The sequence below is a fragment of the Dankookia rubra genome, from assembly GCF_004355005.1.
In the GTDB taxonomy this organism is placed as follows: Bacteria; Pseudomonadota; Alphaproteobacteria; order Acetobacterales; family Acetobacteraceae; genus Paracraurococcus; species Paracraurococcus ruber_A.
Map to the genome: position 1 here is coordinate 142,973 of NZ_SMSJ01000006.1, position 24,743 is coordinate 167,715.

The 24,743-nt window shown below is 69.4% G+C and carries 27 protein-coding genes and 1 tRNA gene; 14 read left to right on the forward strand and 14 right to left on the reverse strand.

Features of this window, described 5'->3' with window-relative positions; genetic code table 11:
• Positions 1 to 72: 72 nt before the first annotated feature.
• From E2C06_RS07670 to E2C06_RS07690, 5 genes are all read left to right on the forward strand, one after another.
• On the forward strand, positions 73 to 696 hold the full coding sequence (locus tag E2C06_RS07670) for a metal-dependent hydrolase (protein WP_133288002.1): 624 nt from the start codon (positions 73 to 75) through the stop codon (positions 694 to 696).
• Between the two features lie 105 nt (positions 697 to 801).
• Positions 802 to 1,821: an NAD-dependent epimerase/dehydratase family protein gene (locus tag E2C06_RS07675; protein ID WP_133288003.1), complete on the forward strand. Its 1,020-nt coding sequence runs from the start codon at positions 802 to 804 to the stop codon at positions 1,819 to 1,821.
• Entirely contained in the window at positions 1,818 to 2,771 is a 954-nt protein-coding gene (locus E2C06_RS07680; protein ID WP_133288004.1) for a tripartite tricarboxylate transporter substrate binding protein, read from the forward strand. Before E2C06_RS07675 ends, E2C06_RS07680 begins: the two co-directional genes overlap by 4 nt.
• 58 nt (positions 2,772 to 2,829) lie before the next feature.
• Complete coding sequence (locus tag E2C06_RS07685) at positions 2,830 to 3,186, forward strand: Hpt domain-containing protein (protein WP_165982263.1); 357 nt, start codon at positions 2,830 to 2,832, stop codon at positions 3,184 to 3,186.
• Positions 3,187 to 3,193: 7 nt separating this feature from the next.
• Positions 3,194 to 4,723: a sigma-54-dependent transcriptional regulator gene (locus E2C06_RS07690; protein WP_133288006.1), complete on the forward strand. Its 1,530-nt coding sequence runs from the start codon at positions 3,194 to 3,196 to the stop codon at positions 4,721 to 4,723.
• A gap of 152 nt (positions 4,724 to 4,875) precedes the next feature.
• On the opposite strand, the gene E2C06_RS07695 is transcribed toward E2C06_RS07690, so the two are convergent.
• Both E2C06_RS07695 and E2C06_RS07700 read right to left on the reverse strand, forming a co-directional pair.
• Positions 4,876 to 5,877 (reverse strand): hypothetical protein, encoded by a 1,002-nt coding sequence (locus E2C06_RS07695; protein ID WP_133288007.1) that lies wholly within the window; start codon positions 5,875 to 5,877, stop codon positions 4,876 to 4,878.
• 148 nt (positions 5,878 to 6,025) lie between these two features.
• The gene (locus E2C06_RS07700) at positions 6,026 to 6,556 is read right to left on the reverse strand and encodes an adenine phosphoribosyltransferase (protein ID WP_133288008.1); all 531 of its coding nucleotides are present in this window, start codon (positions 6,554 to 6,556) and stop codon (positions 6,026 to 6,028) included.
• A 147-nt stretch (positions 6,557 to 6,703) separates the two neighbouring features.
• Between E2C06_RS07700 and E2C06_RS07705 the strand changes: the two genes are divergently transcribed.
• Positions 6,704 to 6,895, forward strand: a complete 192-nt coding sequence (locus E2C06_RS07705) for a DUF2842 domain-containing protein (protein ID WP_133288009.1) — start codon at positions 6,704 to 6,706, stop codon at positions 6,893 to 6,895.
• A 171-nt stretch (positions 6,896 to 7,066) separates the two neighbouring features.
• Here the strand turns inward: E2C06_RS07705 and E2C06_RS07710 are convergent.
• Positions 7,067 to 7,143, reverse strand: a tRNA-Pro gene (locus E2C06_RS07710).
• Positions 7,144 to 7,225: 82 nt separating this feature from the next.
• Positions 7,226 to 7,813: an LOG family protein gene (locus E2C06_RS07715; protein WP_133288010.1), complete on the reverse strand. Its 588-nt coding sequence runs from the start codon at positions 7,811 to 7,813 to the stop codon at positions 7,226 to 7,228.
• Between the two features lie 181 nt (positions 7,814 to 7,994).
• On the opposite strand from E2C06_RS07715, the gene E2C06_RS07720 reads away from it, so the two are divergent.
• Positions 7,995 to 8,423, forward strand: a complete 429-nt coding sequence (locus tag E2C06_RS07720) for a c-type cytochrome (RefSeq protein WP_165982264.1) — start codon at positions 7,995 to 7,997, stop codon at positions 8,421 to 8,423.
• Between the two features lie 21 nt (positions 8,424 to 8,444).
• Here E2C06_RS07720 and E2C06_RS07725 read toward each other — a convergent pair whose 3' ends face one another.
• The gene (locus E2C06_RS07725) at positions 8,445 to 9,110 is read right to left on the reverse strand and encodes a cytochrome b/b6 domain-containing protein (protein ID WP_133288012.1); all 666 of its coding nucleotides are present in this window, start codon (positions 9,108 to 9,110) and stop codon (positions 8,445 to 8,447) included.
• Positions 9,111 to 9,281: 171 nt separating this feature from the next.
• On the opposite strand from E2C06_RS07725, the gene E2C06_RS07730 reads away from it, so the two are divergent.
• Positions 9,282 to 10,400, forward strand: coding sequence for a LysM peptidoglycan-binding domain-containing protein (locus E2C06_RS07730; RefSeq protein WP_133288013.1), 1,119 nt, complete (start codon positions 9,282 to 9,284; stop codon positions 10,398 to 10,400).
• Here E2C06_RS07730 and E2C06_RS07735 read toward each other — a convergent pair.
• Entirely contained in the window at positions 10,343 to 10,768 is a 426-nt protein-coding gene (locus tag E2C06_RS07735) for a hypothetical protein (protein WP_133288014.1), read from the reverse strand. The genes E2C06_RS07730 and E2C06_RS07735 overlap by 58 nt on opposite strands.
• A 49-nt stretch (positions 10,769 to 10,817) precedes the next feature.
• Between E2C06_RS07735 and E2C06_RS07740 the strand changes: the two genes are divergently transcribed.
• The 6 genes from E2C06_RS07740 to E2C06_RS07765 all read left to right on the forward strand — a co-directional run bounded on the left by E2C06_RS07740 (position 10,818) and on the right by E2C06_RS07765 (position 16,311).
• Positions 10,818 to 11,507, forward strand: a complete 690-nt coding sequence (locus tag E2C06_RS07740; protein ID WP_133288015.1) for a phosphatidylserine decarboxylase — start codon at positions 10,818 to 10,820, stop codon at positions 11,505 to 11,507.
• Positions 11,504 to 12,409: a CDP-alcohol phosphatidyltransferase family protein gene (locus tag E2C06_RS07745; protein WP_241671165.1), complete on the forward strand. Its 906-nt coding sequence runs from the start codon at positions 11,504 to 11,506 to the stop codon at positions 12,407 to 12,409. The genes E2C06_RS07740 and E2C06_RS07745 overlap by 4 nt, the downstream gene beginning before the upstream one ends.
• A gap of 113 nt (positions 12,410 to 12,522) precedes the next feature.
• The gene (locus E2C06_RS07750; protein ID WP_133288016.1) at positions 12,523 to 13,794 is read left to right on the forward strand and encodes an LLM class flavin-dependent oxidoreductase; all 1,272 of its coding nucleotides are present in this window, start codon (positions 12,523 to 12,525) and stop codon (positions 13,792 to 13,794) included.
• A gap of 10 nt (positions 13,795 to 13,804) precedes the next feature.
• Complete coding sequence (locus E2C06_RS07755) at positions 13,805 to 14,587, forward strand: alpha/beta fold hydrolase (protein WP_165982265.1); 783 nt, start codon at positions 13,805 to 13,807, stop codon at positions 14,585 to 14,587.
• 4 nt (positions 14,588 to 14,591) lie between these two features.
• A complete protein-coding gene (locus tag E2C06_RS07760; protein WP_133288018.1) occupies positions 14,592 to 15,539 on the forward strand; it encodes an alpha/beta hydrolase in 948 nt (315 codons plus the stop codon).
• Between the two features lie 13 nt (positions 15,540 to 15,552).
• A complete protein-coding gene (locus E2C06_RS07765; RefSeq protein WP_165982273.1) occupies positions 15,553 to 16,311 on the forward strand; it encodes an SDR family NAD(P)-dependent oxidoreductase in 759 nt (252 codons plus the stop codon).
• Positions 16,312 to 16,347: 36 nt separating this feature from the next.
• Here E2C06_RS07765 and E2C06_RS07770 read toward each other — a convergent pair whose 3' ends face one another.
• From E2C06_RS07770 to E2C06_RS07805, 8 genes are read right to left on the reverse strand one after another with little or no spacing between them, the layout of a single operon-like run.
• Entirely contained in the window at positions 16,348 to 17,556 is a 1,209-nt protein-coding gene (locus tag E2C06_RS07770; protein WP_133288020.1) for an ABC transporter substrate-binding protein, read from the reverse strand.
• A gap of 19 nt (positions 17,557 to 17,575) precedes the next feature.
• Positions 17,576 to 18,784 (reverse strand): ABC transporter substrate-binding protein, encoded by a 1,209-nt coding sequence (locus tag E2C06_RS07775; protein WP_133288021.1) that lies wholly within the window; start codon positions 18,782 to 18,784, stop codon positions 17,576 to 17,578.
• A 19-nt stretch (positions 18,785 to 18,803) separates the two neighbouring features.
• Positions 18,804 to 20,000, reverse strand: a complete 1,197-nt coding sequence (locus tag E2C06_RS07780; protein WP_133288022.1) for an ABC transporter substrate-binding protein — start codon at positions 19,998 to 20,000, stop codon at positions 18,804 to 18,806.
• A gap of 38 nt (positions 20,001 to 20,038) precedes the next feature.
• Positions 20,039 to 21,247 carry an ABC transporter substrate-binding protein gene (locus E2C06_RS07785; RefSeq protein WP_133288023.1) on the reverse strand — a complete coding sequence of 403 codons (1,209 nt, stop codon included), beginning with the start codon at positions 21,245 to 21,247 and terminating at the stop codon, positions 20,039 to 20,041.
• Between the two features lie 27 nt (positions 21,248 to 21,274).
• Positions 21,275 to 22,291 (reverse strand): branched-chain amino acid ABC transporter permease, encoded by a 1,017-nt coding sequence (locus tag E2C06_RS07790; RefSeq protein ID WP_133288024.1) that lies wholly within the window; start codon positions 22,289 to 22,291, stop codon positions 21,275 to 21,277.
• Between the two features lie 7 nt (positions 22,292 to 22,298).
• Positions 22,299 to 23,171, reverse strand: a complete 873-nt coding sequence (locus E2C06_RS07795; RefSeq protein ID WP_133288025.1) for a branched-chain amino acid ABC transporter permease — start codon at positions 23,169 to 23,171, stop codon at positions 22,299 to 22,301.
• Positions 23,172 to 23,175: 4 nt separating this feature from the next.
• On the reverse strand, positions 23,176 to 23,886 hold the full coding sequence (locus E2C06_RS07800) for an ABC transporter ATP-binding protein (protein WP_133288026.1): 711 nt from the start codon (positions 23,884 to 23,886) through the stop codon (positions 23,176 to 23,178).
• A complete protein-coding gene (locus E2C06_RS07805) occupies positions 23,870 to 24,652 on the reverse strand; it encodes an ABC transporter ATP-binding protein (RefSeq protein ID WP_133288027.1) in 783 nt (260 codons plus the stop codon). Before E2C06_RS07805 ends, E2C06_RS07800 begins: the two co-directional genes overlap by 17 nt.
• Positions 24,653 to 24,743 lie beyond the last annotated feature (91 nt).

A 24,743-nucleotide genomic window follows, 5' to 3' on the forward strand; every position in this document is an offset into this window, starting at 1 on the left:
TAGTGGGGAATCTTGGGACGCAATCTGCGCCCCGCTCTCGACGCCCATCGCGGGCGGAAGGTCCCCACCGCCATGCTGGCGGGCTCCCATGTCGCCCTCGGGGCCGCCGCCTGGATCGCGGCCGCCCCCCATCTCGGCCGGCCGCCGCTGGACCCCGAGGCGCTCGCGCTGGCGGTCCTGGGCGGGCTGCTGCCGGATATCGACCACCCGAAGAGCTGGGTCGGGCGGCGGCTGCGGCCGGTCTCGGACATCGTCGCGCGGATCTTCGGCCATCGCGGCATCACCCATTCGCTGCTCGCCCTGCTCGGCTGCGGCTGGCTGCTGCGGCAGGGTGTCCTGCCGCCGCGCTGGGCGGAGCCGCTGGTCGCGGGCTATCTCAGCCACCTCCTGGGCGACCTGCTGACGCCGCAGGGCCTGCGGCTGCTCTGGCCGATGCGCGGCACCTGGGCGCTGCCCTTCTGCCGCACCGGCTCGCCCTTCGAGCCGCTGGTCGTCGCCGTCGTCCTGGTCGCGGCCTGGACCACCCTGGCCGAGCCGCCCGACCCGCGCGCCGCGCTGCGGCGCTTCGGTCTCTGTCTCGGCTGCGCCGCGGAGGCGCCCTTGCCGCTGCCGCCGCGGCCGCCTCCGCCGCCGAAGCGGCGGCTCGCCGGGCAGGACGGGCAGGGTGCCATTGCCCGGGCTGCGGCCGACGGATGACTCGTCGGTGGCGGGTGCGGCGGCCGAAGCCGCCCGGCGCCGCCCCTTCCCCTGGACCCCGCGCCGCGCTTGGATGCCGGCCAAGCAAGCCTGCAGGAGAGAGACATGCCAGGGAACCCAGCCGTGCCGATCGCCGGCAACCGCTTCTGCATCGTTGGCGGCGCGAGCCTGGTCGGCTCCGCGACGGCCGCGGAGCTGCTGGACCATGGCGCGGCCGAGGTGGTGCTCTTCGACAATTTCGCCTTCGGGTCGGACGCCGCCATCGCGCATCTGCGGGACCACCCGCGGCTGAGGCTGGTGCGCGGCGACGTCATGCGGATGGCCGACCTGCTGCGGGCGACCGAGGGCATGGCGGGCGTGCTGCAGCTCGCCGCCTACATGACCCTGTCAATGGACCGCGACCCCTGGTCGGGGCTCGACGTGAACATTCGCGGCGTGCAGAACGCGCTGGAGGCCTGCCGCGCCAGCAAGGTGGCCAAGGTGGTCTTCGCATCGTCGAACGCCACCTACGGCTACGGGCCGGGCGTCGCCGGCGAGCTGGTCGAAAGCACGCCCTTCCACAGCCAGGGCGCCCCGCCGGCCGCCATCCTGTATGGCGCCACCAAGATCATCGGCGAGCAGCTCTGCCGCGACGCGCACCGCAAATGGGGCCAGGACTATGTCGTCCTGCGCTATTCCACCGTGTACGGCGAACGCCAGCACTACCGCGCCGCCAATGCGCTCTACATCATCGAGACGCTGGAGAAGGTGCGCCGCGGCGAGTCGCCGGAGGTCTTCGGCGACGGTTCCGAGACCAAGCACTTCGTCTATGTCGGCGACCTGGCGCGGGCCAACCGCATGGCCTTCGAGAGCGCGGCGACCGACGTCGCGGTGAATACCTCCGGCCCCGCCCCGATGACGACGCTGCAACTTGTCGAGATGGTGACCGAGCTCGCGGGCGGCGGCCCTGCGCCGCGCTTCGTCGGCAACGCGCCGGGCAAGGTCCGGCTGACCAGCGGCGGCGCCTTCCGCATCGCGCACGAGGCGGCCTTCGCGGCGATCGGCTGGAAGCCGGAGGTGGACATGAAGGAGGGCCTCCGCCGGCTGATCGCCTGGCGCGACTCGAACGAGGGGAAGGCGGCATGACCACCCGCCGGACAGTCCTGGCGGCCGGCGGCGCCCTGCTCGCCGCCCCGGCGCTCGGCCAGCCCCGCTGGCCCGACCGGCCGGTCGAGATCGTCGTCGGCTTCGTCGCCGGCGGCGGCACCGATCTCGACGCCCGCAGCTATGCGCGGGCGCTGGAGAAGCGGATCGGCGGCACCGTCGTCGTCACCAACCGCCCCGGCGCGGGCGGCGAGCTGGCGCTGTCGAGCGTCGTGCGGGCGAAGCCGGACGGCCATACCCTCGGCACCACCAACTACCCCAGCCTGATCACCATCCCGATCGAGCGGCAGGCGCAGTTCAAGCTCGACGACTTCGCCCCGCTCGGCAACCTTGTGAAGGATCCGAGTGCGATCACCGTCCTTGCCTCAAGCCCCCATGCCAGCCTCAGGGACCTGCTGGACGCGGCGCGGGCGAAGCCGGACCAGCTCACCTACGCCTCCCCCGGGGTTGGCACCGACGACCACCTGCAGCTGGTGCTGCTGCAGGCGGCGACCGGCATCCGCATGACCCATGTGGTCTTCCAGGGCGACCCGCAGCTGCGCACCGCCATCCTCGGCAAGCAGGTGGACTGCATGGGGCTCAACCTCGGCGCCGTCCTGCAGGTGCCGGACGGCTTCCGCATCCTGTCGCAGGGCGGCGCGGTGCGCAGCCGCTTCCGCCCCGACGTGCCGACGCTGAAGGAGCTCGGCTTCCCCGTCGAGATGGCCTCCGAGCGCGGGGTGGTGGCGCCCGTCGGCACACCGCCTGCCATCCTCGCCCGGCTGCGCGAGGCGACCGAGGACATCGCCCGCGACCCGGAATTCGTGAAGCAGTTGGAAGACCGCTTCACCGAGCCTTCCTGGGAGCCCGGGGAGGCCTGGTTCGCGCGGTTGCGGGCGCAGGAGGCCGATTACCGCGGGCTATGGCAGCGCACGCCCTGGGCACAACGTTAGTTTACACGAACTTTATCTCACGATTGACCATCGCTGCGGCAAATGCGACGCATGGGGGGTGAGCGCACTCGACCCCAGCATCGCCGAGCAACTGGCGCAGGACCTGCCGCCGGAGGATTTCCGGCGCATTGTCGAGACCTTCGAGGACGACCTTGGTCGCCTCGCGGCGGAACTCGAGCGCGCCGGGCTGGCCGGCAGCCTCGACGCCTATCGCCGCGTCGCGCACAGCCTAGCCGGTGCCGCCGCCGCGGTCGGCGCGGTGATGCTGGAACGCACCGCGCGGGTGGCGATGGATCCGCGTTCCGGCATGCCGCCGGCGCAGATGGTGCCGATCATTCGCGCCCAAGCGGCCGCCGCGCTGCAGGAATTGGCGGTGCTCGCCGCCCGTGCGGGCGACGACTCCGCCGCTCCATGACCCCGGCATGACCACCCCCGGCGGCCGCATCCTGCTGGTCGAGGACACCCCGACCCAGGCCGAGGTGGCCAAGGCGCATCTGCGGGAGCTGAACCACACCCTCCGTCTGGCCGAGACTGCCGCTGCCGCGCTGGAACAGGCCCGCGCCTGGGACCCCGACGCGATCCTGCTCGACCTCGAATTGCCGGACGGCTCCGGGCTCGACGTGCTGAAGACCCTGCGGCAGGAGGGCTTCGAGGCGGCGATCATCGTCATCACCGCCAATGCCTCGATGACCACCGCGGTCGAGGTGATGAAGTGGGGGGCGACCGACTTCCTGCCCAAGCCTTATCCCAAGGCCAAGCTGGTCTTCACGCTGCAGAACGCGATGGAGAAGCGGCGTCTGGTGATCGAGAACCGGGCACTTGAGACCGAGCTCAGGGCGGCCCGGTCGGGCGCCGCGCGCGACCGCTTCCACGGCTTCATCGGCGCTTCCGCCGCCATGCAGGCGGTCTACCGGACGATCGAGAGCGTGGCGAAGAGCCGCGCCAGCATCTTCATCACCGGGGAGAGCGGCACCGGCAAGGAACTGGCCGCCGAGGCGGTGCACAAGGTCAGCGAGCGGCGCGGTGCCTTCGTCGCGCTGAACTGCGGCGCCATCCCGCGCGACCTGCTCGAGAGCGAGATCTTCGGCCATGTGAAGGGCGCCTTCACCGGCGCCACCGACAACCGGATCGGCGCCGCCCGCCAGGCGGATGGCGGCACGCTTTTCCTGGATGAGATCGGCGAGATGCCGCTCGAGATGCAGGTGAAGCTGCTGCGCTTCGTGCAGACCGGGACCCTGCAGCCGGTCGGCGCCTCAAAGCCGGAGAAGGTGGATGTCCGCTTCGTCTGCGCCACCAACCGCGACCCGCTGGCCGAGGTGGAGGCGGGGCGCTTCCGCGAGGACCTCTACTACCGGCTCTACGTTGTGCCGATCGAAATGCCACCGCTGCGGGCGCGCGAAGGCGACCCGGTGCTGATCGCCCGCACCTTCCTGCAGGCCTTCGCCAGGGAGGAGAAGAAGCGTTTCTGCGGCCTGGCGCCGGAGGCCGAGGCGGCGATCCGGGATTACCCCTGGCCGGGCAACGTGCGGCAGTTGCAGAACGCCGTCCGCAACGCGGTCGTGATGCATGACGGGGAGCGGTTGGAGGCGGCGATGCTGCCGGCCATGTTGCTACGTGCCCTGCCGCGGGCCGTCCCGGCGGCGCCGCCGGCGGCGCTGGCGGTCGTCCTACCGCAACCGCTGCCCGAACCCGTCTTGGCGCCCGCGCCGGCCCCCGCTTGGTCGGTGCCGGAATCGCTGGTGCCCGCCTGGTCACCCTCGGCGCCGCCGGAGCCGTCGCCTGCCGCGATCGAGATCCAGCCGCTCTGGAAGATGGAAAAGCGGCTGATCATGGCGGCGCTGGAGCAGACCCGGCAGGATGTGCCGCGGGCCGCCTCACTCCTCGAGATCAATCCGTCGACGATCTACCGCAAGCTGCAGGCCTGGCGGTCGGCGGAGAAGCCGGACGGCTGAGTGCCATACTTGGCACGCGAAGATCCGCCGTGAGATCCCAAGGGCCAGGCGCCTGAATGGACACCGCCGTCGGTCAGGCGAAGCCAAGGGCGGCGGATGCGGCCCGGCCGGCGTTTCAGGCGCACGACGGGTCATCCCTCATGCGCCTGGCCTCAGTCGGCGCGCCAGTTGAGCCGCCGCAGCAACCATTCCCGATAGGCCAGCGAGACCGCCGGGGCGGCGTTGAGCGCCGCCAGCACCGGGGCCGACTCGGCGCCCGACAGCGGCCGGATTCCCGGGGCCCAGCCGAGCTTCGTCTCCTCGTCCAGCCAGCGCTGCGCCGCGCTGCGCCAAGCGGCGACCAGGTTGGCCGGGGTCAGGGCGGGCAGCACCAGCGCCGCCTGCAGCCGGGCGCAGCCGGCCGCGGCCAGGGCCGCCGAGCGCAACTCCGGCGGCCCGGCGAGCGGCAGGTCGAACAGCGAGGGCACCTCGGGCAGCAGCGGGTCGCGCAGCCCGGCCGGTTCCAGCGTGAACCAGGGCCGTGCGCCGATGGTGGCGATGCGGGCCGGCAGGTCGGCGCCCACCAGCAGCGCGGCCTCCACCATGCCCTGGCCCAGGGCCGCTTCCAGCCGCAGCGGCGCGGCGCCCATGACCGGGCTGGCGGCGAGGCCGAGCAGGTCGCAGCCGAGCAACGCCGCAGCGCCCGGCATGTCCGGCCCGGCCAGGCCGAAGCGCGGCGCGGCGCCGGCGACTGGCATCGCCGCCCGCCCCACCACCACGGCCGAGCCCTGCGCGGCGCAGACCGGCAGCCAGCCAGCGGCGTCGAACCGGGCGCGCGGGTCGCCGATCATGCGGGCGAGCGCCGCGAGGCCGGGCAGGACCAGCAAGGTGCGGCCATCCGGCGCGCCTTCGGTGGCAAATCGGTTGGCGGCGGTGACGCCGTCGGGCCCGCCGAGCACGGTGCTACGGAGCGAGATCGCTGTGGTGGCGCCGCGGCCGAGCGAGGTGGCGAGGCGGCCGGCGAAGCGGGCGAAGGCGCCATCCTCCGGTCCCGGGACCAGCAGCGTGGCGACTGCCGGCAGCATCGCCTGGCCGGGGCGGGGCAAGGCGGCGGCCATGGCGCCGAGGCCGGCCAGCAGCCCCTGGCGGCGGGACAGGATCGGGCGAGCCTGCAACGCGGTGTCCTCCCGGCTGGGCCTGGTAGCATCTGGGACGGCGGGGTGCCGGCCCGGGGATGCCATGCCGTGCGGGCCTGGAATGTCAGGCCCATCCCCCGTCAGGCCAAGGGCCGCCGGGCGTGTCGCCATGCCCGGCGGCCGCTGGCTAGTCCTCGTACTGCAGCAGCGCCTCGAAGGGTACGTCCAGCTTCTGCCGGCCGCCAAGGAAGGTCAGTTCGATCAGCGCCGCGACCAGCGGCACCTCGGCCCCGGCCTGGCGGAGCAGGCCGATGCCGGCCGCCATGGTGCCGCCGGTGGCCAGCAGGTCGTCGAGCAGCACCACGCGCTGGCCGGGCGACACGGCATCGGCCTGCATTTCGATTCGGTCGGTGCCGTATTCCAGCGCATAGTCGAGGCCGACGGTCGCGCCGGGCAGCTTGCGCGGCTTGCGCAGCATGACGAAGCCGAGGCCGAGTTCCAGCGCCAGCGGGGCGGCGACCAGGAAGCCGCGGCTCTCGATCCCGGCCAGCATGTCCGGCTTGTAGGGGCGGATGATGGCGGCGAGGCGCTCCATCGCCGCGCGCCAAGCCGGGCCGTGCCGCAGCAGCGTCGAGATGTCGTAGAACAGGATGCCCGGCTTCGGGAAATTTGGGATGCCGCGGATATGGTCGCGGAGGTCGAGCGTGCTGTCGGTCATGGCCGGTCCTGCTGGGGCGTTCGGGCGCCCGGACCGGCCTGCGGCACGACGGGCGGCGGATACTAAAAGCATCCGCGGCCGGCGGCGGCAACCGTGTGGCAGCAGCAAGGGCTTGGCGGGGCGGCATCGCGGGTGCATCTGGCGTGCATGTCGCGCATCGCCATCGCCGTTCCCGCCGGGCTCATCGCCTTCTTCGTTTATGTCGGCCTGGTGCTGATGGCGGCGGACCACGTGTTGCAATGGCACTGGCTGGCGCAGGTGCCCTTCTTCGTCATCGCCGGCATCGCCTGGGCCTTCCCGGCGAAGTGGCTGATGGTCTGGGCCGCTGGCCAGCGCTGAGGCGCGCCGATGTCCGCCGCGCCGCAGGGCGCGGAGGATTGAATCGGCTCGCCCTGAATGCAGCGCCGATCGCCGCCGCGCCGGAAGACTGCCTCGGCTGACCCGACATGCAGTACCATAGAAAAAGCCCCGCCAGCGGATGCTGACGGGGCTTTCCGGCCTTGCCCGACGTGGTCGGAGCGAGAGGATTCGAACCTCCGGCCCCTGCGTCCCGAACACAGTGCTCTACCAGGCTGAGCTACGCTCCGTCGGTCGGGCTGCCGTCCCGCAGCGGCGGGTGCCCTGCGGGAGCGCGCATATAACCCCCGCCGTGCGGCAGGGCAAGCGGGGTTAGAGACGTTCCGGCGGCGCCGCGGTATCCGGCGGCGGCGCGGCCTGCAGCATGCCAAGTGCGGCCGGCACATCCGCCGCCACCGCATAGAGCCGGCGGTTGCTGGGATCGACGAAGCCCTGCGCGATCATGTCCTCGACCACCGCCAGGAAGGGCTGCGCCCAGCCATTGATGTCGAGGATGATGACCGGCTTGTCGTGCAGGCCGAGCTGCCGCCAAGTGATGATCTCCACCGTCTCGTCCAGCGTCCCGAGCCCGCCCGACAGGGTGACGAAGGCGTCCGCCAACTCGAACATCCGGGTCTTGCGGGTATGCATGCTGGTGGTCACCTCGAGCTCCGCGAGGTCCGGATGCGGGCGTTCGACCCGGGTCAGGAATTCCGGGATCACCCCGTGCACCCGACCGCCGCCGCCGATCGTCCCCGCCGCCACCGCCCCCATCAGCCCGACTCCGCCGCCACCGTAGATCAGAGTCATCCTCGCCCCGGCCAAGCCGGCGCCGAGCGCCCGGGCGGCGGCGAGATGCGCGGGATCGGTACCGGCACGGGTGCCGCAGAAGACGGCAACGGAACGGATATGCTGGGGCATTGGTCTCTCCGATGGATGCCGCATCCTGGCACGGATCGGCCGTGAGCCGGAGACGGAGAGGCGCGATTATCGCGGCGCGGAACGAGCGCACTGGGTGTGCCTCCCTTGTCAGTCCGCTAAATCCCCCGGAACATCCCTCCATTGCAGGCAATGCGGATCGGGGGGGGCCTGAATGATGCGCATGAAGACCGTATTGGCGGCGCTTGGGCTTATGGTGCTGGCAGGGACTGCCCTGGCCCAGACCGATGTGATCGCCGAACGGCGTGCTGGGCTGAAGCGGATGGGTGGCCATATGGAGGCCATGAAGCCGGTGGTCGATGCCAAGGGCGACGTGAAGGCGCTGGAGCCGCGGATCGACGACATGATCGTCTGGTACCGCGGCATGCCGGCGCTGTTCCCGCCCGGCTCCGGCACCGGCGATACCAAGGCGCTGCCGGCGATCTGGACGGATTTCGGCAGGTTCCAGGAAGCCAACACCGCCCTGCTCGGCCAACTCGCCACGCTGAAGGCAGCGGCCGGCGCCGGCGATACGGCGGCCTTTGCCGCCGCCTATGCCGAAACAGGGCCTAAATTCTGCGGCAGCTGCCACCGGCCCTTCCGGGCGCGCTGACCAACCGCCGCGGCTGGGCCTTCAGCCCAGCCGCGAGACGCCATAGATCGCCAGCGCCGCCACCGCGAGCAGCGCCGCGGCCAGGACTGGCGAGCCGAGGCGCGGCGGCGCCGCCCCCACGGGCAGGGACTTCCAGCCCGTCACCATGGGCCGCACCAGGTCGTGTCGCTTGACCAGCCAATAGGCCAGCACCGCCAGGACATGCAGCCCTGCGGCCAGCAAGATCAGGTTGAAGACGCGGTGGTGCAGGCCGGTCAGCCGGTCGCTGGTCTCGGCGGCCACGGACTTGGCCAAGGGTCCGTAATCGCCGTAGCCGCTATCGGCGAAGAGCCCGGTCAACGGCTGTGCCAGCAGCAGGGCCAGCAGCACCAGCACCATCCAGCCGCCGGCGGCATTGTGGCCGATCTCCCGGTCCGGCTCCGGCCGGCGAAAATGGGCCAAGTGGCGCAGCGCGCCGACCGGCGACCGCAGGAAGCGGCCGAACCGGGCGGTGTCGGATCCAACGAAGCCCCAGCCGATGCGGAACAGCACCAGGGTCAGCACCGCATAGCCCGAGAGGTAGTGGACCCGCATGCGCCCGGTCTCGATGCTCCACCAGGACAGGCCGATCAGCAGCACGACGGACCAATGGACCAGGCGCACCCAGCCATCCCACACCTGCACCCTGACCAGCGTCTGGTCGTCCATGGTCTCGATACCCCGCCGATGCCGCTTGCAGAATAGCCGCTGCCGACGCCGGGATGCAGGGGGACGATCCGCCGGCGGGTCGATGCCACCGCGCCTGTTCGATTGCCGCCGGGACCGGTCGCGGTATCATGCGCTTGTCGCCGGACCGGACTCGCGCATAGTTAACGAATCATGACGGAAGCGACCAAGCTTGGGCGAATCGGTCTTGCTGGACTGATCGTGGTCGCGGCGATCGGGGCAGCCTGGCTGATGATGCCGGACGCCTTTCCGCGCTTCGGGCCCCGGCCCGGCGCGGAACCGTTTCCCCTGGCCGCAGGCCTGTCCGGGCTCCCGCAACCCGCCCCGGCGCCGATCGTCGATCCGGGCCTGCCCGATCCCCGCACGGAGGCGCCTCGCTTCCACGTGGCACGGGTCAGCGCCCGCGGCATGCTGGTCACCGCTGGCCGCGCGGCGCCGGGTGCCGAGGTGCACTTGCTGGACGACGGGCGGGAACTCGGCCGAGCCCGGGCCGATACCCGCGGCGAGTGGGTGATCCTGCCTGGCGACGCGCTGCCGCCCGGGCCGAAGGAATTGGCGCTCCTCGCCCGCAGTCCCGGCGGCGACCCGGTCCGCTCCCGCGAAACGCTGCTGCTGGTGGTGCCGGAGGCGCAGGTGGCCCAGGGCAGCCCGCCAGCGACGCAGATGGCGGTGCCGCAGGGTGCACCTGCCGCGCGACCGGATGCTGCCGGCGCCATGGCCATGCTGCTGCCCGCGACCACTGCCGCTGGCGCCGCTCCGCGGCCGCTGCAGGTGCCGGCGGAGGCCGCGCCGGGCCGCCAGCGCCTCGCTCTCGACGTCGTGGATTACGACGAGGCCGGCGGCATGCGCTTCGCCGGCAGCGCCCCGCCGGGGTCGATCGTGCGGGTCTATGTCGGGCGGGACCATGCCGGAGACGCGGTGGCAGACCCCGCTGGCCGCTGGGCGCTGAGCCCCGCCAGCCAGCCGAGTTTCGGCCGGCATACCCTCCGGGTCGATCAGCTGGCCGCGGCAGGCAGCGTCGCGGCGCGGATCGAAATGCCCTTCCAGCGTGACCGGGTGCAGGAAGAGACGCTGCCCGATGGCCGGTTGGTGGTGCAGCCCGGCACCAACCTTTGGCGGATCGCCCGCCGGGTCTATGGCCGCGGCACCCGCTACACGGTGATCTACCAGGCGAACCGGGAGCAGATCCTCGACCCCAACCGGATCTATCCCGGTCAGCTGTTCAGCCTGCCCGAAGGTCCGGCCGAGGCGGATTCCAGCCGGTCCAGATAGGGGTCGAGCGCCAGGGCGAAGCGGACCATGGCGGCGATCACGCCGGTTGCGGTCGGCGCCGCCGCCGTGTCGGCCGCCGCTTCGAGGCGGATGCGATGGTCCGGGAGCAGCTGTACCCGCCAGCCCGGCGGCAGGGAGCGCGGCAGGGTCGCCACCGTCGCCAGGGCCGTGGCGCGATCGGCTCCCGGCTCGGCGGTCGAGGGGATACGGCCAGCGATGGCCGCGAGGTGCACGCCATCCATCCCCAGGGCGGCTTCGCAACGCCGGCCACGCCAGGAAAAGCGCAGCGCAGGGCGGGCCGAGGCTTCCCTGGGCTGCAGGGCGCCGTCCCTGGTGACAACGAAGGGACCGAGGATCAGGGGCTGCATCACCCCGGCAGCTTGCCCGATAGGAGTGAACACACCATAAACCGCGCCCATGTCTCTCGGACGCAGCCTGCGGCTCGTGCTGTCCCCGCCCCATCCGGCGGGCCGGCCCTTCATCATCGGTGGCGTCGCGGTGGCGCTGGTCGGCGGGGGTTTCCTCGGCGCCTGGCTCTTCTGGCTCGGCACGATCTTCACCCTGTTCTGTCTGTACTTCTTCCGGGACCCGAAGCGGATCCGGCCGGAGCGGGAGCAGCTCGTGCTGGCCCCGGCGGACGGCCATATCGTCAGCGTCATGTCGGCGGTTCCGCCGGAGGAGCTCGGCCTTGGGCCCGCACCGCGTTGGCGGGTTGCGATCTTCCTCAGCGTACTCGACGTGCACGTGAACCGGGTGCCGGCCGACGGCACGGTGACGCGCATCGCCTACCGGCACGGCAAGTACCTCAATGCCTCGCTCGACAAGGCGAGCGTCGACAACGAGCGCAATGCGATCGCGCTGCGGCTGCCGGACGGCCGCGACATGGCGGTGGTGCAGATTGCCGGGCTGATCGCCCGGCGCATCCTCTGCGACATCAAGGAAGGCGATACGGTCATCGCCGGCGAGCGGTTCGGCATCATCCGCTTCGGCAGCCGCACCGATGTTTACCTGCCGGCAGGCATCCGGCCGGTGGTGGTCGAAGGCCAGACCATGATCGGCGGCGAGACGGTGATCGCCGACCTGACGCCGCTGCGGGTGCTGCCGTGAGCGGCGCGGGACCGCGGGGCGCCGGGTTGCGCGGGCGGTTGCGCCGCTTCCGGCCGCGCACGCGGCCCCGCTACCAGGGCCCGTCCTTCAACCGGCTGGTGCCGAACATCCTGACCATGCTTGGCCTCTGCGCCGGGCTGACCGCGATCCGCGTGGCGCTCGACGCGGAATGGGAGAAGGCGGCGGTGCTGATCGTCGTCGCCGCGGCGATCGACGGGCTGGATGGCCGCATTGCCCGGCTGCTGAAGGCGACCAGCCGCTTCGGCGCGGAATTCGACAGCCTGTCGGACTTCCTCTGCTTCGGCGTGGCGCCGGGGCTGGTGCTCTACATGTGGACGCTGCATGACGCGCGCGGCATCGGCTTCGCGCCCTGCCTACTCTTCGCCGTCTGCTCCGCGCTGCGGCTGGCGCGGTTCAATGCCTCGCTCGAGGAAGCGCCGGCCCTGGCGCTGACCGGCCCGCCGCCGAAGCCTGCCTATGCGCAGAACTTCTTCACCGGCGTCCCGGCTCCGGCCGGGGCGGGGCTGGCGCTTTTCCCGCTTTTCGCCGCGTTGACTTTTACCGAATGGAACCTCCCGGGACTGGCCGCGGCGGCGCGTCATCCGGCCCTCTCCGGCGTGCTGCTGGTGGTTGTCGGCGGGCTGATGGTCTCGACCCTGCCGGCCTGGAGCTTCAAGAACTTCAAGGTGCCGGCGGAATACGTGCTGCCCCTGCTGCTCGGCGTCGGCGCCTATGTCGCGGTGCTGCTGACCGAGCCCTGGGCGGCGCTGGCAGTGGCCAGCCTGCTCTATGCCGGGATGCTGTTCTTCTCGGTCCGCAGCTATGGCCGGCTGAAGCGGGAGGCCGAGGCGATGCTGGAACCGGTCGTGATCGCATCGCAGGACGACCGCGCGAACGGGTGAGCGCACCGGGCCTGTGGCGGCCTTCCCCGCGGAACCCATAGCAGGCTAGGCTTTCCGGCAGAAGGCGGCCGCCCTCCGGGGCGAGCAATGCCCATGATCCCGGAGGGTCGGTCATGAAGATGATGTGGTTCCACCTGATGCCCTACACCGAGCTCCCGGACGACTTCCGGGAGAAGCATCCCTCGGTCTGGGTGGACATCCACAGCTCGCTCTTCGATCCGAAGCGCGCGCACCTGATGTACAACGACTTCATGGACGAGCTGGAATACGCCGCCGACTGCGGCTACGACGCCATCTGCGTCAACGAGCACCACTCGAACGGCTACGGGCTGATGCCGAGCCCGAACCTCATCGCCTCGGCGCTGTCGCGGCGGACGACGCAGGTGCCGATCTGCGTCATGGGCAATTCGCTCGCCCTCTATAACCCCCCGACCCGCGTGGCCGAGGAATTCGCCATGCTGGACGTCATTAGCGGCGGAAGGCTGATCGCCGGCTTCCCGGTCGGCACGCCGATGGACACCTGCTTCGCCTATGGCCAGAACCCGAGCCAGCTGCGCGAGCGCTACCTCGAGGCGCATGACCTGGTAATCAAGGCCTGGACGGAGAAGGATACCTTCGCCTTCAACGGCCGCTTCAACCAGCAGCGCTACGTCAACATCTGGCCGCGCCCGGTGCAGCAGCCGCATCCGCCGATCTGGATCCCCGGCGGCGGGTCGGTCGAGACCTGGCAGTGGTGCGCCGAGATGGACTACGTCTACTGCTACCTGTCCTATTACGGCTACAAGGCCGGCAAGGCGACGATGGACGGGTTCTGGGCGGAGATGGACCGCCTCGGCAAGGACCGGAACCCCTACCGCGCCGGCTTCGCCCAGGTGGTCGCGGTCGCCGAGAGCCGCGAGCAGGCGATCGAGCTCTATACCGAACCGGCCGAATATTTCTTCAACCGCTGCCTGCATGTCGACCCGCGCTTCGCCGCGCCCGCCGGCTACAGCACGGAGGCGACGCAGCGCGCCGGGCTGGAATCCATGGTGAAGAAGGCGGCAAACGCGCAGTCGCTCATCATGGGCGACAAGACCAACCGCGGCATGACCATGGCCGACTTCGTCGACCGCGGCTATGTCGTCATCGGCTCGCCCGACGAGGTGGTGGAGCAACTCAACGCGCTGGCCGACGACCTGAATGTCGGCCACCTCATGCTGCTGATGCAGTTCGGCAACATGGGCAAGGAGCTGACCCAGTACAACACCCGCATCTTCGCCGAGAAGGTGATGCCGCGCCTCAAGACGCGCTTCTCCGAATGGGAGGATCGCTGGTGGCCGAAGCCGATGCAGCCGGCCGAGCGCGCCGCGCTGCCCGGCTTCGCGCCGAAGCTGGCGGCCGAGTAGGAGCGCCGCGGTGAGCGAGCCCGAGGTCTCCACCGTTGATGTCAACGGCTTCGCAACGCGCATCTGGCGTAAGGGGAGCGGCGCGCCGCTCGGCTTCCTCGCCGGCTTCGGCGGGCTGCCGCGCTGGGTGCCGTTCCTCGATCGGCTGGCGGAGCGGCGGACGGTGATCGTGCCCTCGCTGCCCGGCTTCCCCGGCGGCGACCGCGGCCACAGCGTGCTAGACACGCATCTTGATTGGCTGCTGGCGGTGCGGCAGATCATCCAGGCCGCCGGGCTGCAGGGCGCCGACCTCGCAGGCAGTTCGGTCGGTGCCTCGATGGCGGCCGAGATGGCGGCGCTCTGGCCCGACAGCGTGCGGCGCCTGGTGCTGATCGCGCCCTTCGGCCTCTATGACGAGACCGACCCGCCGCTCGACCTCTGGGCGCAGCGGGCCGACCAAGTGGCCGGGCTGATCTGCGCCGACCCGGAGATTTGGCGCGCGCTGAAAGCGGTGCCGGAGGGCGCCAACAGCGTCGAATGGCCGATCGAACAGACCCGCGCGGTCGAGGCCTCGGCGCGTATCTTCTGGCCGCTGGGCAATTCGCGGCTGGAGCGGCGGCTGCCGCTGGTCAAGGCGCCGACCCTGCTGCTCTGGGGCGAGCAGGACCGCGTCATGCCGCGCAGCTATGCCGCGCGCATTGCCGCGGCGCTCGGTGGCCCCAACGAGATTCGCACCATCCCCGGCGCCGGCCACCTGGCCGAACTCGACCGGCCGGATATGGTGGCGGACGCAATACTGTCCTGGGTGGGATGATCCAATGCCGCTTGATCCCGGTGCCGTCACCGTCCTCAACCTCATCAAGGAACTCGGCCGGCCACCGCTGCACATGCTGACGCCGGCGGAGGCGCGGGAGGCGACGGCGAAATCGCGCGCCGTCATGCAGCCCGAGCCGGAGCCGGTGGCGGAAGTCGAGGACCTGACCTGCCCCGGCCCGCTCGGCCCGGTCAGCCTGCGGCGCTACCGCGCGGCCGGGACGCAGGCGAGCGACGTGCTGCCCTGCCTGCTGTACCTGCATGGCGGCGGCTGGGTGATCGGCGACCTCGACAGCCATGACCAGATGTGCCGCGTGCTGGCCAATGCAGCGCGTTGCTGCGTGGTTGCGGTCGACTACCGGATGGCGCCGGAACACGTCTATCCCGCGGCGGTCGACGATTGCGCCGCGGCGCTGCGCTTCGTCGCTGGGAATGCCGCGACGCTGCGGATCGATGCCGACCGCATCGCGGTGGGCGGCGACAGCGCCGGCGGCAACCTCGCCGCGGTGCTGGCGATCATGGCGCGCGACGGGACGGCGCCGAAAATCGACTTTCAATTGCTGCTGTATCCGGCAACCGACATGGCGGGGGAGCGCCCGGCCTATCAGCGCTTCACCGAGAATCTGGTCCTGACCGACAAGACCATGCGCTGGTTCATCGACCACTACACGCCGGACCCGGCTCGGCGCCTGGAATGGCAGGCCAGCCCGCTGCGCGTGCCAAGCCTGAAGGGCGTGGCGAGCGCCTTCGTCATGACCGCCGGCTACGACCCGCTGGTCGACGAGGGAATTGAGTATGCGAAGCGGCTGGAGGCGGACGGCGTGCGGGTGACCTCGGTCTACATGGCGGACCAGATGCACGCCTTCCTCGGCATGGGGAAGTTCATCCCGGCTGCCGACCTGGCGCTGCGCCAAGCCGCGCTGTCGCTGGCGCATCACTGGGCGGGGGGCTGAGCGCGTGACGGGGATGCTCGACGGCAAGTCGGCGCTGATCACCGGCGCGGGCTCCGGCATCGGCCGTGCCGCCGCGCTGGCTTTCGTGCGCGAAGGCGCCTGGGTCGCCGCCGCCGACCGCAACCTCGACGCCGCAAAGGCTACCGTTGCCGCGATCGAGGCGATGGGCGGCGAGGCGGTGGCGATCGCCTGCGACGTTACCGATGACGCGCAGGTGGCGGCGATGGTGGCGGCGGCGGTGAACGCCTTCGGCGGGCTCGACTGCGCCTTCAACAATGCTGGGGTCGCGCCCTACCAGTTGAATTCGGCCGGAGTGCTGACCGCAGACCTGGAGGAAGCCTCCTGGCTCGGCTTGATCGACATCAACCTTCACGGCGTCTGGCGTTGCCTGCGGCACGAGGTGGTGCAGATGCGGAAGCAGGGCGGCGGCGCTGTCGTCAACACCGCTTCCATCCTCGGGCTGATCGGCAGCGGTGGGGCCGCGGCCTATGTCGCCAGCAAGCATGCCGTGGTCGGGCTGACCAAGGCGGCGGCGATCGATCACGCGCCGGAGAACATCCGGGTCAACGCGGTCTGCCCCGGCTATATCGAGACGCCGATGACCGAGGAAACGGTACGCCGCCGCGGCGAGGCTTTGATGGCGCGAGTGCCGATGGCGCGGATGGGCAGGCCGGAGGAGATCGCCGAGGCGGTGGTCTGGATGTGCTCCGACCGCGCCGGCTTCGTCACCGGGTCCTGCTGGCAGGTCGACGGCGGCTATACCGCTCGCTAGGGCGGGGCGGGGCGCAAGCCCCGCCGCCGCAGGACGTCAGACGTTGGCGCCCTCGATCACCCCGCCGAAGCGCTCCCAGGTGCTGCCGGTCCAGCGCTGCAACTGCATCTGCTTGATCGGGTGGAAGTTGGTGGCGGAGGTGCTCACCTTGATGCCCGGCAGGGTGGTGGCCGGGATGAAGTCGTTCAGGCTGGCCGCCTGCTTCATGATGCTCTCCCGCGAGAAGTTGCCGTTGCATTGCTGCAGCACCTTCACCATGGTCTGGGCGATGCCGTAGGCGAAGGGGAAGCTGCCGTCCTTCACGTCGCCGTCCGGGATGTACTTGGCCATGAAGGCACGCCATTCGTTCATGCCGGCGTCGTTGGCCCAGCCCGGATCGGTCGGGTCCTTGAGATAGGCGGAAGTGATGATGCCGATGCCCTTCTCCGGCCCCGCCGGCTCCATCACCGTGCCGACCGAGATCGAGACATTGGTCAGGAAATGCACCGGCCGCCAGCCGACATCGAAAACCTTCTTGATGGTCTGTGCCGCGAATTTCGGCGTAGTCGCGGTCAGCAGCACATCGGCGCCGCTGCCCTGCAGGGTGACAACTTGGCTGTCGATGGTGGGGTCGGTCGCCTCGTGGCTGACAGCGCGGACGATGCTGTCGAACTTGGCGCCCAACACGTCCTTCACGCCAGCGACATAGTCCTTGCCGAAATCGTCGTTCTGGTAGAGCAGCGCCAGCTTGGCTCCCGGCTTCTGCTCCAGCATGTGCTTGGTGTAGATCTGCGCTTCCGTCCGGTAGCTGGGCTGCCAGCCCATGGTCCAGGGGGTCTCCTGGTAGTTGCCCCACTTGTCCGCGCCGGTGGAAAGGAACAGGTGCGGTACCTTGCGCTGGTTCACGTAGCGCACGATGGCGCTGTTGGTGGCGGTGCCGAGCGTGTTGAACAAGAAGGCGACCTTGTCCTGCTCGACCAGCCGGCGCACCTGTTCAACCGTCTTCGGCGGGCTATAATTGTCATCGTAGGTAATGAAGTTGATCTTGCGCCCGGCAATGCCGCCCTGGTCGTTGATCATCCTGAAGAAATGCTGGTGCGAGCGGCCGATGCTGCCATAGGCGCTGGCTGGGCCGCTATAGGGCATGGTGTTGCCGATGCGGATCTCGGTCGCGGTGACGCCGGGCAGGTCCTGGGCACGGGCGATGGCCGGTGCGGCAAGTGCGACGGTGCCGGCGGCAAGCAGATGGCGGCGGGACAGCGGCATCGTTGTTTCTCCCTTCGGTTCAGACATCCGCCCCTTCGATCAGGCCACCGAACCGGACCCAGGATGCGCCGTCCCAACGCTGGAGCTGCATCTTCTGGATCGGCCGGTAGTCCTGCGGGCCGGTATTCAATGTGATGCCGGGCAGCAGGACTGGGATCGCCACATCCTTGAGATTGGCGGCCTGCTTCATCACGTTCTCACGTGAGAAATCGCCGTCGCACTGCGTCAGCAGCTGCTGCAGGGTGCGGCCCAGCGCGAAGCCATAGACGACATTGGCATCGTTCAGGTCGGCATCGGGCATCCACTGCTTCGTGAAGGCGCGCAACTCGTTCATGCCCGGGTCGTCGCGCCAGGCGGCGTCGGCCTGGTCCTTCAGGTAGCCAGAGGTGACGATGCCGATGCCCTTCTCCGCGCCCGCGGGCTGCATCACCGCCGCGACCGAGAGCGAGACGTTGGTCAGGTAGCGCTGCGCCTGCCAGCCGATGTCATGCACCTTGCGGATCGCCTGCGCCGCGGCCTTGGGGCCCAGCGCGATCATCAGCACATCGGCGCCGGTCGCCTGCAGCGACAGGATCTGGCTGTCCGGCGTCGGATCGGTGATCTCGAAGGAGACCGCCTTGACCGTTCTGTCGAAGCGCTCGGCGCCGAGCACGTCGCGCATGCCGGCGATGTAGTCCTTCCCGAAATCGTCGTTCTGGTAGACGATCGCCAGCTTGAAGTCGCGGCGCTCGGCCAGCAGGTGCTTGGCGTAGATCTGCGCCTCGGTCCGGTAGCTGGGCTGCCAGCCCATGGTCCAGGGCGTCTCCTGCCAGTTGCCCCATTTGTCGGCGCCGGTGGCCAGGAACAGGTGCGGCACCTTGCGCTGGTTGACGTAGCGCAGCACCGCACTGTTGGTCGGCGTGCCGAGCGTGTTGAACAGGAAGGCGACCTTGTCCTGCTCGACCAGCCGGCGGATCTGCTCCACCGTCTTCGGCGGGCTGAAGGCGTCGTCATAGGTGACGAAATTGATCTTCCTGCCCTTGAAGCCGCCCTGCTCGTTCAGCATGCGGATGAAGGCCTGCTCGGTGCGGCCGATGACGCCGTAGGCGCTGTTCGGGCCGCTATAGGGCATGGTGTTGCCGATGCGGATCTCGGTGGCGGTGACGCCGGGCGCTTCCTCCGCCCGGGCGATCGCGGGGGCGGCAAGCGCGGCGCCCGCCGTGCCCAACAGATGGCGTCTGGTCAGCATTGCGGTGAGCCTTCCTGGTTCAGACATTCGCGCCTTCGATGATGCTCCCGAAGCGGACCCAGCCCTTGCCATCCCAGCGGGTGAGCTGCATCTGCCGGACGGGGTGGTAGTTGTCCGGCGCGGTGGAGACGGTGATGCCCGGGAGCAGCGTGCCGACCTCGAAGGGCGCCAGGTTGGTCGCCTGCCGCATCACGTTGTCCCGGCTGAAGTCGTTGCCGCATTGCCGCAGCGTGCGGATCATGGTTTCGCCGAAGCCATAGGCCAGGGTGTAGTTGTTGTCGGTCAGGTCGGCATCCGGCAGGTACTGCCGCATGAAGCCGCGCCATTCGTTCATCCCGGGGTCGTCGGCCCAGGCGGGGTCCATCTGGTCCTTGCGGAAGTCCGAGGTGATGGCGCCGATCGTGCGATCGGCCCCCGCCGGCACCATGACGGCGGCGGCGGAGACCGAGACGTTGGTGACGAAGGTCAGCGGCTTCCAGCCGATCTCGTAGACCCGCCGGAGCGCCTGCGCGGCGAAGCGCGGCGCCGCGGCGATCACCAGGATGTCGGCGCCCTGCAGCTGCACGACCTGGCTGTCGACGGTCGGGTCCGTCGCCTCATAGGTCGCGACCCGGACCAGCTGGTCGAAGCGCGGCCCCAGCACGTCTTTCAGGCCGTTCAGGTAGTCCTTGCCAAAATCGTCGTTCTGGTGGAGCAGCGCGACCTTGCCGCCCGGCTTCTGCTCGGAGAAGTACTTGGCGTAGATCTGCGCCTCGATCCGGTAGCTGGGCTGCCAACCGATGGTCCAGGGATAGTCCTTCGGATTGGCCCATTTGTCGCCGCCGGTCGCCAGGAACAGGTGCGGGACCTTGCGCTGGTTGACGTAGCGGTGGATTGCGCTGTTGGTCGGTGTGCCGAGGCTGTTGAACAGGAAGGCGACCTTGTCCTGCTCGATCAACCGGCGGGTCTGCTCCAGCGTCTTCGGCGGGCTGTAGGCATCGTCATAGACGATGAAGTTCACCTGCCGTCCGGCAACGCCGCCCTGATCGTTAAGCCGCCTGAACATCCCGCTCAGGAGGCGGGAGATGACGCTGTAGGCCGACGCCGGACCGGACAGAGAATTGGTGCTGCCGATGCGGATTTCGGTCGCCGTGACGCCCGGCGTCTCCTGCGCCCGCGCCAATGCGGGCGCCGCCAGGCCGCCCGCCGCCAACATTACATGCCTTCTACCGAGCATCTTGTTTTCCCCCACTCCTTTTGGGGGCGCGCGCGTCGCTATACGTTGGCGCCCTCGATCACGTTGCCGAACCGGACCCAGCCCCTGCCATCCCAGCGCTGCAGCTGCATGTGGCGGATCGGGTGGTAATTGTCGGGGCTGGTGCTGACCTTGACGCCGGGCAGCAGCGTCGGCAGCTCGAGCGACGCTATGTTGGTCGCCTGCTTCAGGACATTCTCGCGCGAGAAGTCGTTGCCGCATTGCTTCAGCGCCTGCAGCAGCGTCAGGCCGACGCCATAGGCATAGGTGTAGTTGTTGTCGCCCATGTCGCCGTCCGGGATGTAGTGCGCCATGAAGTCGCGCCATTCCTTCATACCGGGATCACCGGCCCAGGACGGGTCCGACTGGTCCTTGCGGTAGTCGGAGGTGATCAGGCCGACCGCCTTCTCCTTACCCGCCGGCTCTAGGACGACGGAGCCGGAGACCGAGACGTTGCTCATGAACATCAGCGGCTTCCAGCCGGAGTCGAAGACCCGGCGGATGGCCTGGGAGGCGAAGCGCGGGATGATACCGCAGACCAGCGCGTCGCAGCCAGCCGCCTGCAGCGAGACGATCTGGCTGTCGATGGTCGCGTCGGTGGCTTCGTGCGAGACCAGCTTGACCATGGCGTCGAAGCGCGCGCCCAGCACGTCCTTCACGCCGTTGACATAGTCCTTGCCGAAATCGTCGTTCTGATGGATCAGGCCGATCCTGGCGTTCGGCTTCTGCTCCAGAATGGATTTGGCGTAGATCTGCGCCTCGGTCCGGTAGCTGGGCTGCCAGCCGATGGTCCAGGGGTAGTCCTTCGGATTGGCCCATTTGTCGGCGCCGGTCGCCAGGAACAGGTGCGGGACCTTGCGGGCATTCATGTAACGGTGGATGGCGCTGTTGGTCGGCGTCCCAAGATTGTTGAACAGGAAGGCGACCTTGTCCTGTTCCACCAGCCGGCGCGCCTGTTCAAGCGTCTTCGGCGGGCTATACGCGTCGTCGAGGACGATGAAGTTCACTTGGCGGCCGGCGATGCCGCCCTGCTCGTTGAGCCGCTTGAACATCGCGGTTAGACATTTCGGGATCAGCGAGTAGGCCGAGGCGGGGCCGGAGAGCGCGTAGGTCGTGCCGATGCGCAACTCGGTCGCGGTGACGCCGGGGCTTTCCTGGGCGCGCACGATGCCGGGCAGGGCCAGCACACCGGCTGCCCCGCCAAGGAAAGTGCGACGTGTGGTGGTCATGCAGTCACTCCAAGGTCTCGTTAGCGTTCAGCCGCGGCCGCGCAGCCGACCGGCGACGCGCCGCAACAGGCCGGCGAAGCCGTCCGGCAACAGAAAGAGGAAAGCAATGAGGATGACGCCGTAGATCACGCCCGGTGCCGCCTTGCTGATAGCTTCGGCAATATTCGGCACGAAGAGCACGAAGAGCCCGCCGAAGAGCGAGCCGAGGATGGAGGCGACGCCGCCCACCACCATGCCGACGAAGAGCGTGATCGAGACGCCAAAGCCGAAGCTGTCGGGCGCCACGAACTCGATCGCCACCGCCGAGAGCGAACCGGCGATGCCGGTGATCATCGCGCTCACGGCGAAGGCCTTGGTTTTGAGGGAGGCGATGTCCATGCCCATCGCCTCGGCGGCGGTCGGATGGTCGCGTGTCGCCATCAGCGCGCGGCCGATGCGGCTGCGGATGAGATTCGACACGAGCAGGAAGCAGGCGCCGGCGACGATGACGGTGACGACGTACATCCACTGGTCCGGCGAGAGCGCGATGCCCGCTGGCGCATCCGGCTTCACCAGGAACAATCCTTGCACGCCGCCAGTCCAGTCTTCGATCGACTTGTGCTTGAGGATCTGCGGCACGGCGACAGCAAGGGAGAAGGTGGTCAGCGCAAGGTAGTGGCCGGCCAGCCGCAACGCCGGAAAGCCGATGGCGAATCCGACCGCGGCGCAGACTGCCGCGGAGAAGGGCAGCGTCGCCCAGAAGGACCAGTCCCAATGCGACATCAGGATCGCGGTGATGTAGGCGCCGACGGCGAAGAAGGCGCCGTGGCCGAGGCTGATCTGGCCGTTGTAGCCGGAGACGATGTTCAGGCCGAGCACGGCCAACGCCATGATCACCGCCATGGTCAGCTGAAAGAGATGAAAGCTCTCCAGCACGAAGATCGGCGCGATGGCGACGATCAGGCCCAGCAGGACCAGCAGCGCCCGCTGCCAGGCGGGGGTGGCGGCCGGGGCGGCGATCGCCCCGAGTTCGACCTCGGACTCCAGTCCCTTGCTCGCGCTCATGATGGTTTCACACCCGGCTGAAGACGACGCGGCCGAACAGGCCGGAGGGACGCACGACCAGCACGCCGATGATAATGGCGAGCGCCACCGTCAGCTTGAGCTCGGTGCCGACCACATAGGCACCGGCAAGATTTTCGAGCACGCCGACGGAGAAGCCCCCGAGCACCGCGCCGGCCGGATTGTCGATGCCGCCCATCAGCGCGCCGGCGAAGGCATAGAGCAGGATGCCTAGCATCATGGTGGGGTCGAGGAAGACGACCGGCGCCACCATCATCCCCGCCACCGCGCCGATCGCCGCCGCCATGCCCCAGCCCAGCGCCAGCATCCAACCGACATGGATGCCGACCAGGCGCGCCGAGCGCGGATTGTAGGCCGCGGCGCGCATGCCGAGGCCGAGCTTGGTGAAGCGGAAGAAGGCCCAGACCAGGGTCAGCACGGTCAGCGTCACCACCGTGCTGCCGAGCTCATGCGCCGAGACCAGCCCGCCGAAAAGCGGCCTGTCGCTGGTAAAGGGGGTGGGGAAGACCTTGGTCGTATAGCCGAAAATCCAGCCGGTCGCGTTGCCGACGATCAGCAGCAGGCCGATGAAGACGCCGACCAGGGTTAGCACGGGTGCGTTGGAGACCGGTCGGATCAGGATGCGTTCCACCACCACGCCGATGCCGAAGGACACCACCACGGTGGCGAAGAAGGCGACCCAATAGGGCATGCCCGCCTGCACCATGGACCAGGCGATGAAAGTCGACAGTGTCGCCATCTCGCCCTGAGCGAAGTTCACGTGATGCGTCGCTTGGTAGATCATGACGATCGCCAGCGCGACGGAGGCATATATGCCGCCAGTCGCGATGCCGGCGACGATCTGGTGTGCAAGGCCGTCCATGGTCTCAGTACCCCAGATAGGAGCGGCGGATGGCCTCGTCCTGCCGGATCTCGGAGGCGATGCCGGACATGACGATGTTGCCGGTTTCGAGCAGGTAGGCGAGGTCGGCGAGCTCCAACGCCAAGTTGGCGTTCTGCTCCACGAGCAGGATGCCGACGCCGCTCTCGGCGCGAATCCGCCGCATGATGCCGAAGATTTCCTGCACGATCAGCGGCGCGAGGCCGAAGCTCGGCTCGTCCAGCAGGAGCAGCTTGGGGCGCAGCAGCAGCGCGCGGGCGATCGCCAACATCTGCTGCTCGCCACCCGAGAGCGTACCGGCCTGCTGCTTCCAGCGCTGCTGCAGGCGGGGGAACCACTCGCAGAGCCGGTCGAAATCCGCCTGCACCTTGTCGTCGTTGCGGATATAGGCGCCGAGGCGGAAATTCTCCTCGACGGTCAACTCCATGAAGGTGCCACGGCCATCCGGCACATGCGCGATGCCGCGGCGGACGATGTCCTCGGTCGCGCGGCCGGAGATCGAATCGCCCTGGAAGCGAAGCTCGCCCTCGGTGCGGACCATGCCGCAGATGGCGCGCAGCGTGGTGGTCTTGCCCGCGCCATTGGCACCGAGCAGCGCGGTCACGCCGCCCTCGTCGACCCGGAAGTCGAGCCCATGCAGCACATGCGCATGGCCGTAGCCGGCCTTCAGACCCTTGACCTCAAGCAGCGTCGGCATGCTCGTCCCCGCCACCAAGGTAGGCCCGGATCACCTCTGGGTCGCTGCGCACCTCGTGCGGCGTGCCGTCGGCGATCTTCTTGCCGAAGTCGAGCGCGACGACCTTGTCGGAGACGCGCATGACCAGGCTCATGTGATGCTCGACCAGCAGGATCGAGAGTTCGAAATTCCGCCGGATCTCGCCCAGCAGCACTGCAAGCTCGTCGACCTCGCCGTGGTTGAGTCCGCCGGCCGGTTCGTCCAGCAGCAGCAGCTTCGGCCGGCTGATCAGCGCACGCGCCATCTCGACGCGCTTTTGCCAGCCGAAGGGCAGGGCGGCGACCGGCGCGTCGGCGACGCGCTCGAGATTCAGCAGCGCCAGCAGCTCGCGTGCATGCGCCGCGGCATCGGCGGCCTCGCGCCGCACCTGTGGCAGGCCGAAGGCGCTGGCGACGAAGCCGGTATGCCCGGAGGAATGTGCCCCGGCGAGGACATTCTCCCGCACCGTCATGCTGCGGAACAGTGCCAGGTTCTGGAAGGTGCGGCCGATGCCGAAGCCGGTCATTCGGTGCTTCGGCTCGCCGGTGATGTCTCGGCCGGCGAAGCGGACGGCGCCGGAATTCGGCCGGTAGATGCCGCTGATGCAATTGAAGGTGGTGGTCTTGCCGGCGCCGTTCGGGCCGATCAAGCCACAGATCTGCCGCTCCTCCACCTCGAAGGAAACGCCGGCAACCGCCGTCACGCCGCCGAAGCGGATGACGATGTCTTGGACTTCAAGCAGCGCCATGCGGTGCCCGCTCAGCGCGGCAGGCCGCGCCAGGGCGCGGGGACGATTGCGGATGGCGACCGCGCGAGCGGCCCGCTGGGGCGAAGCATGC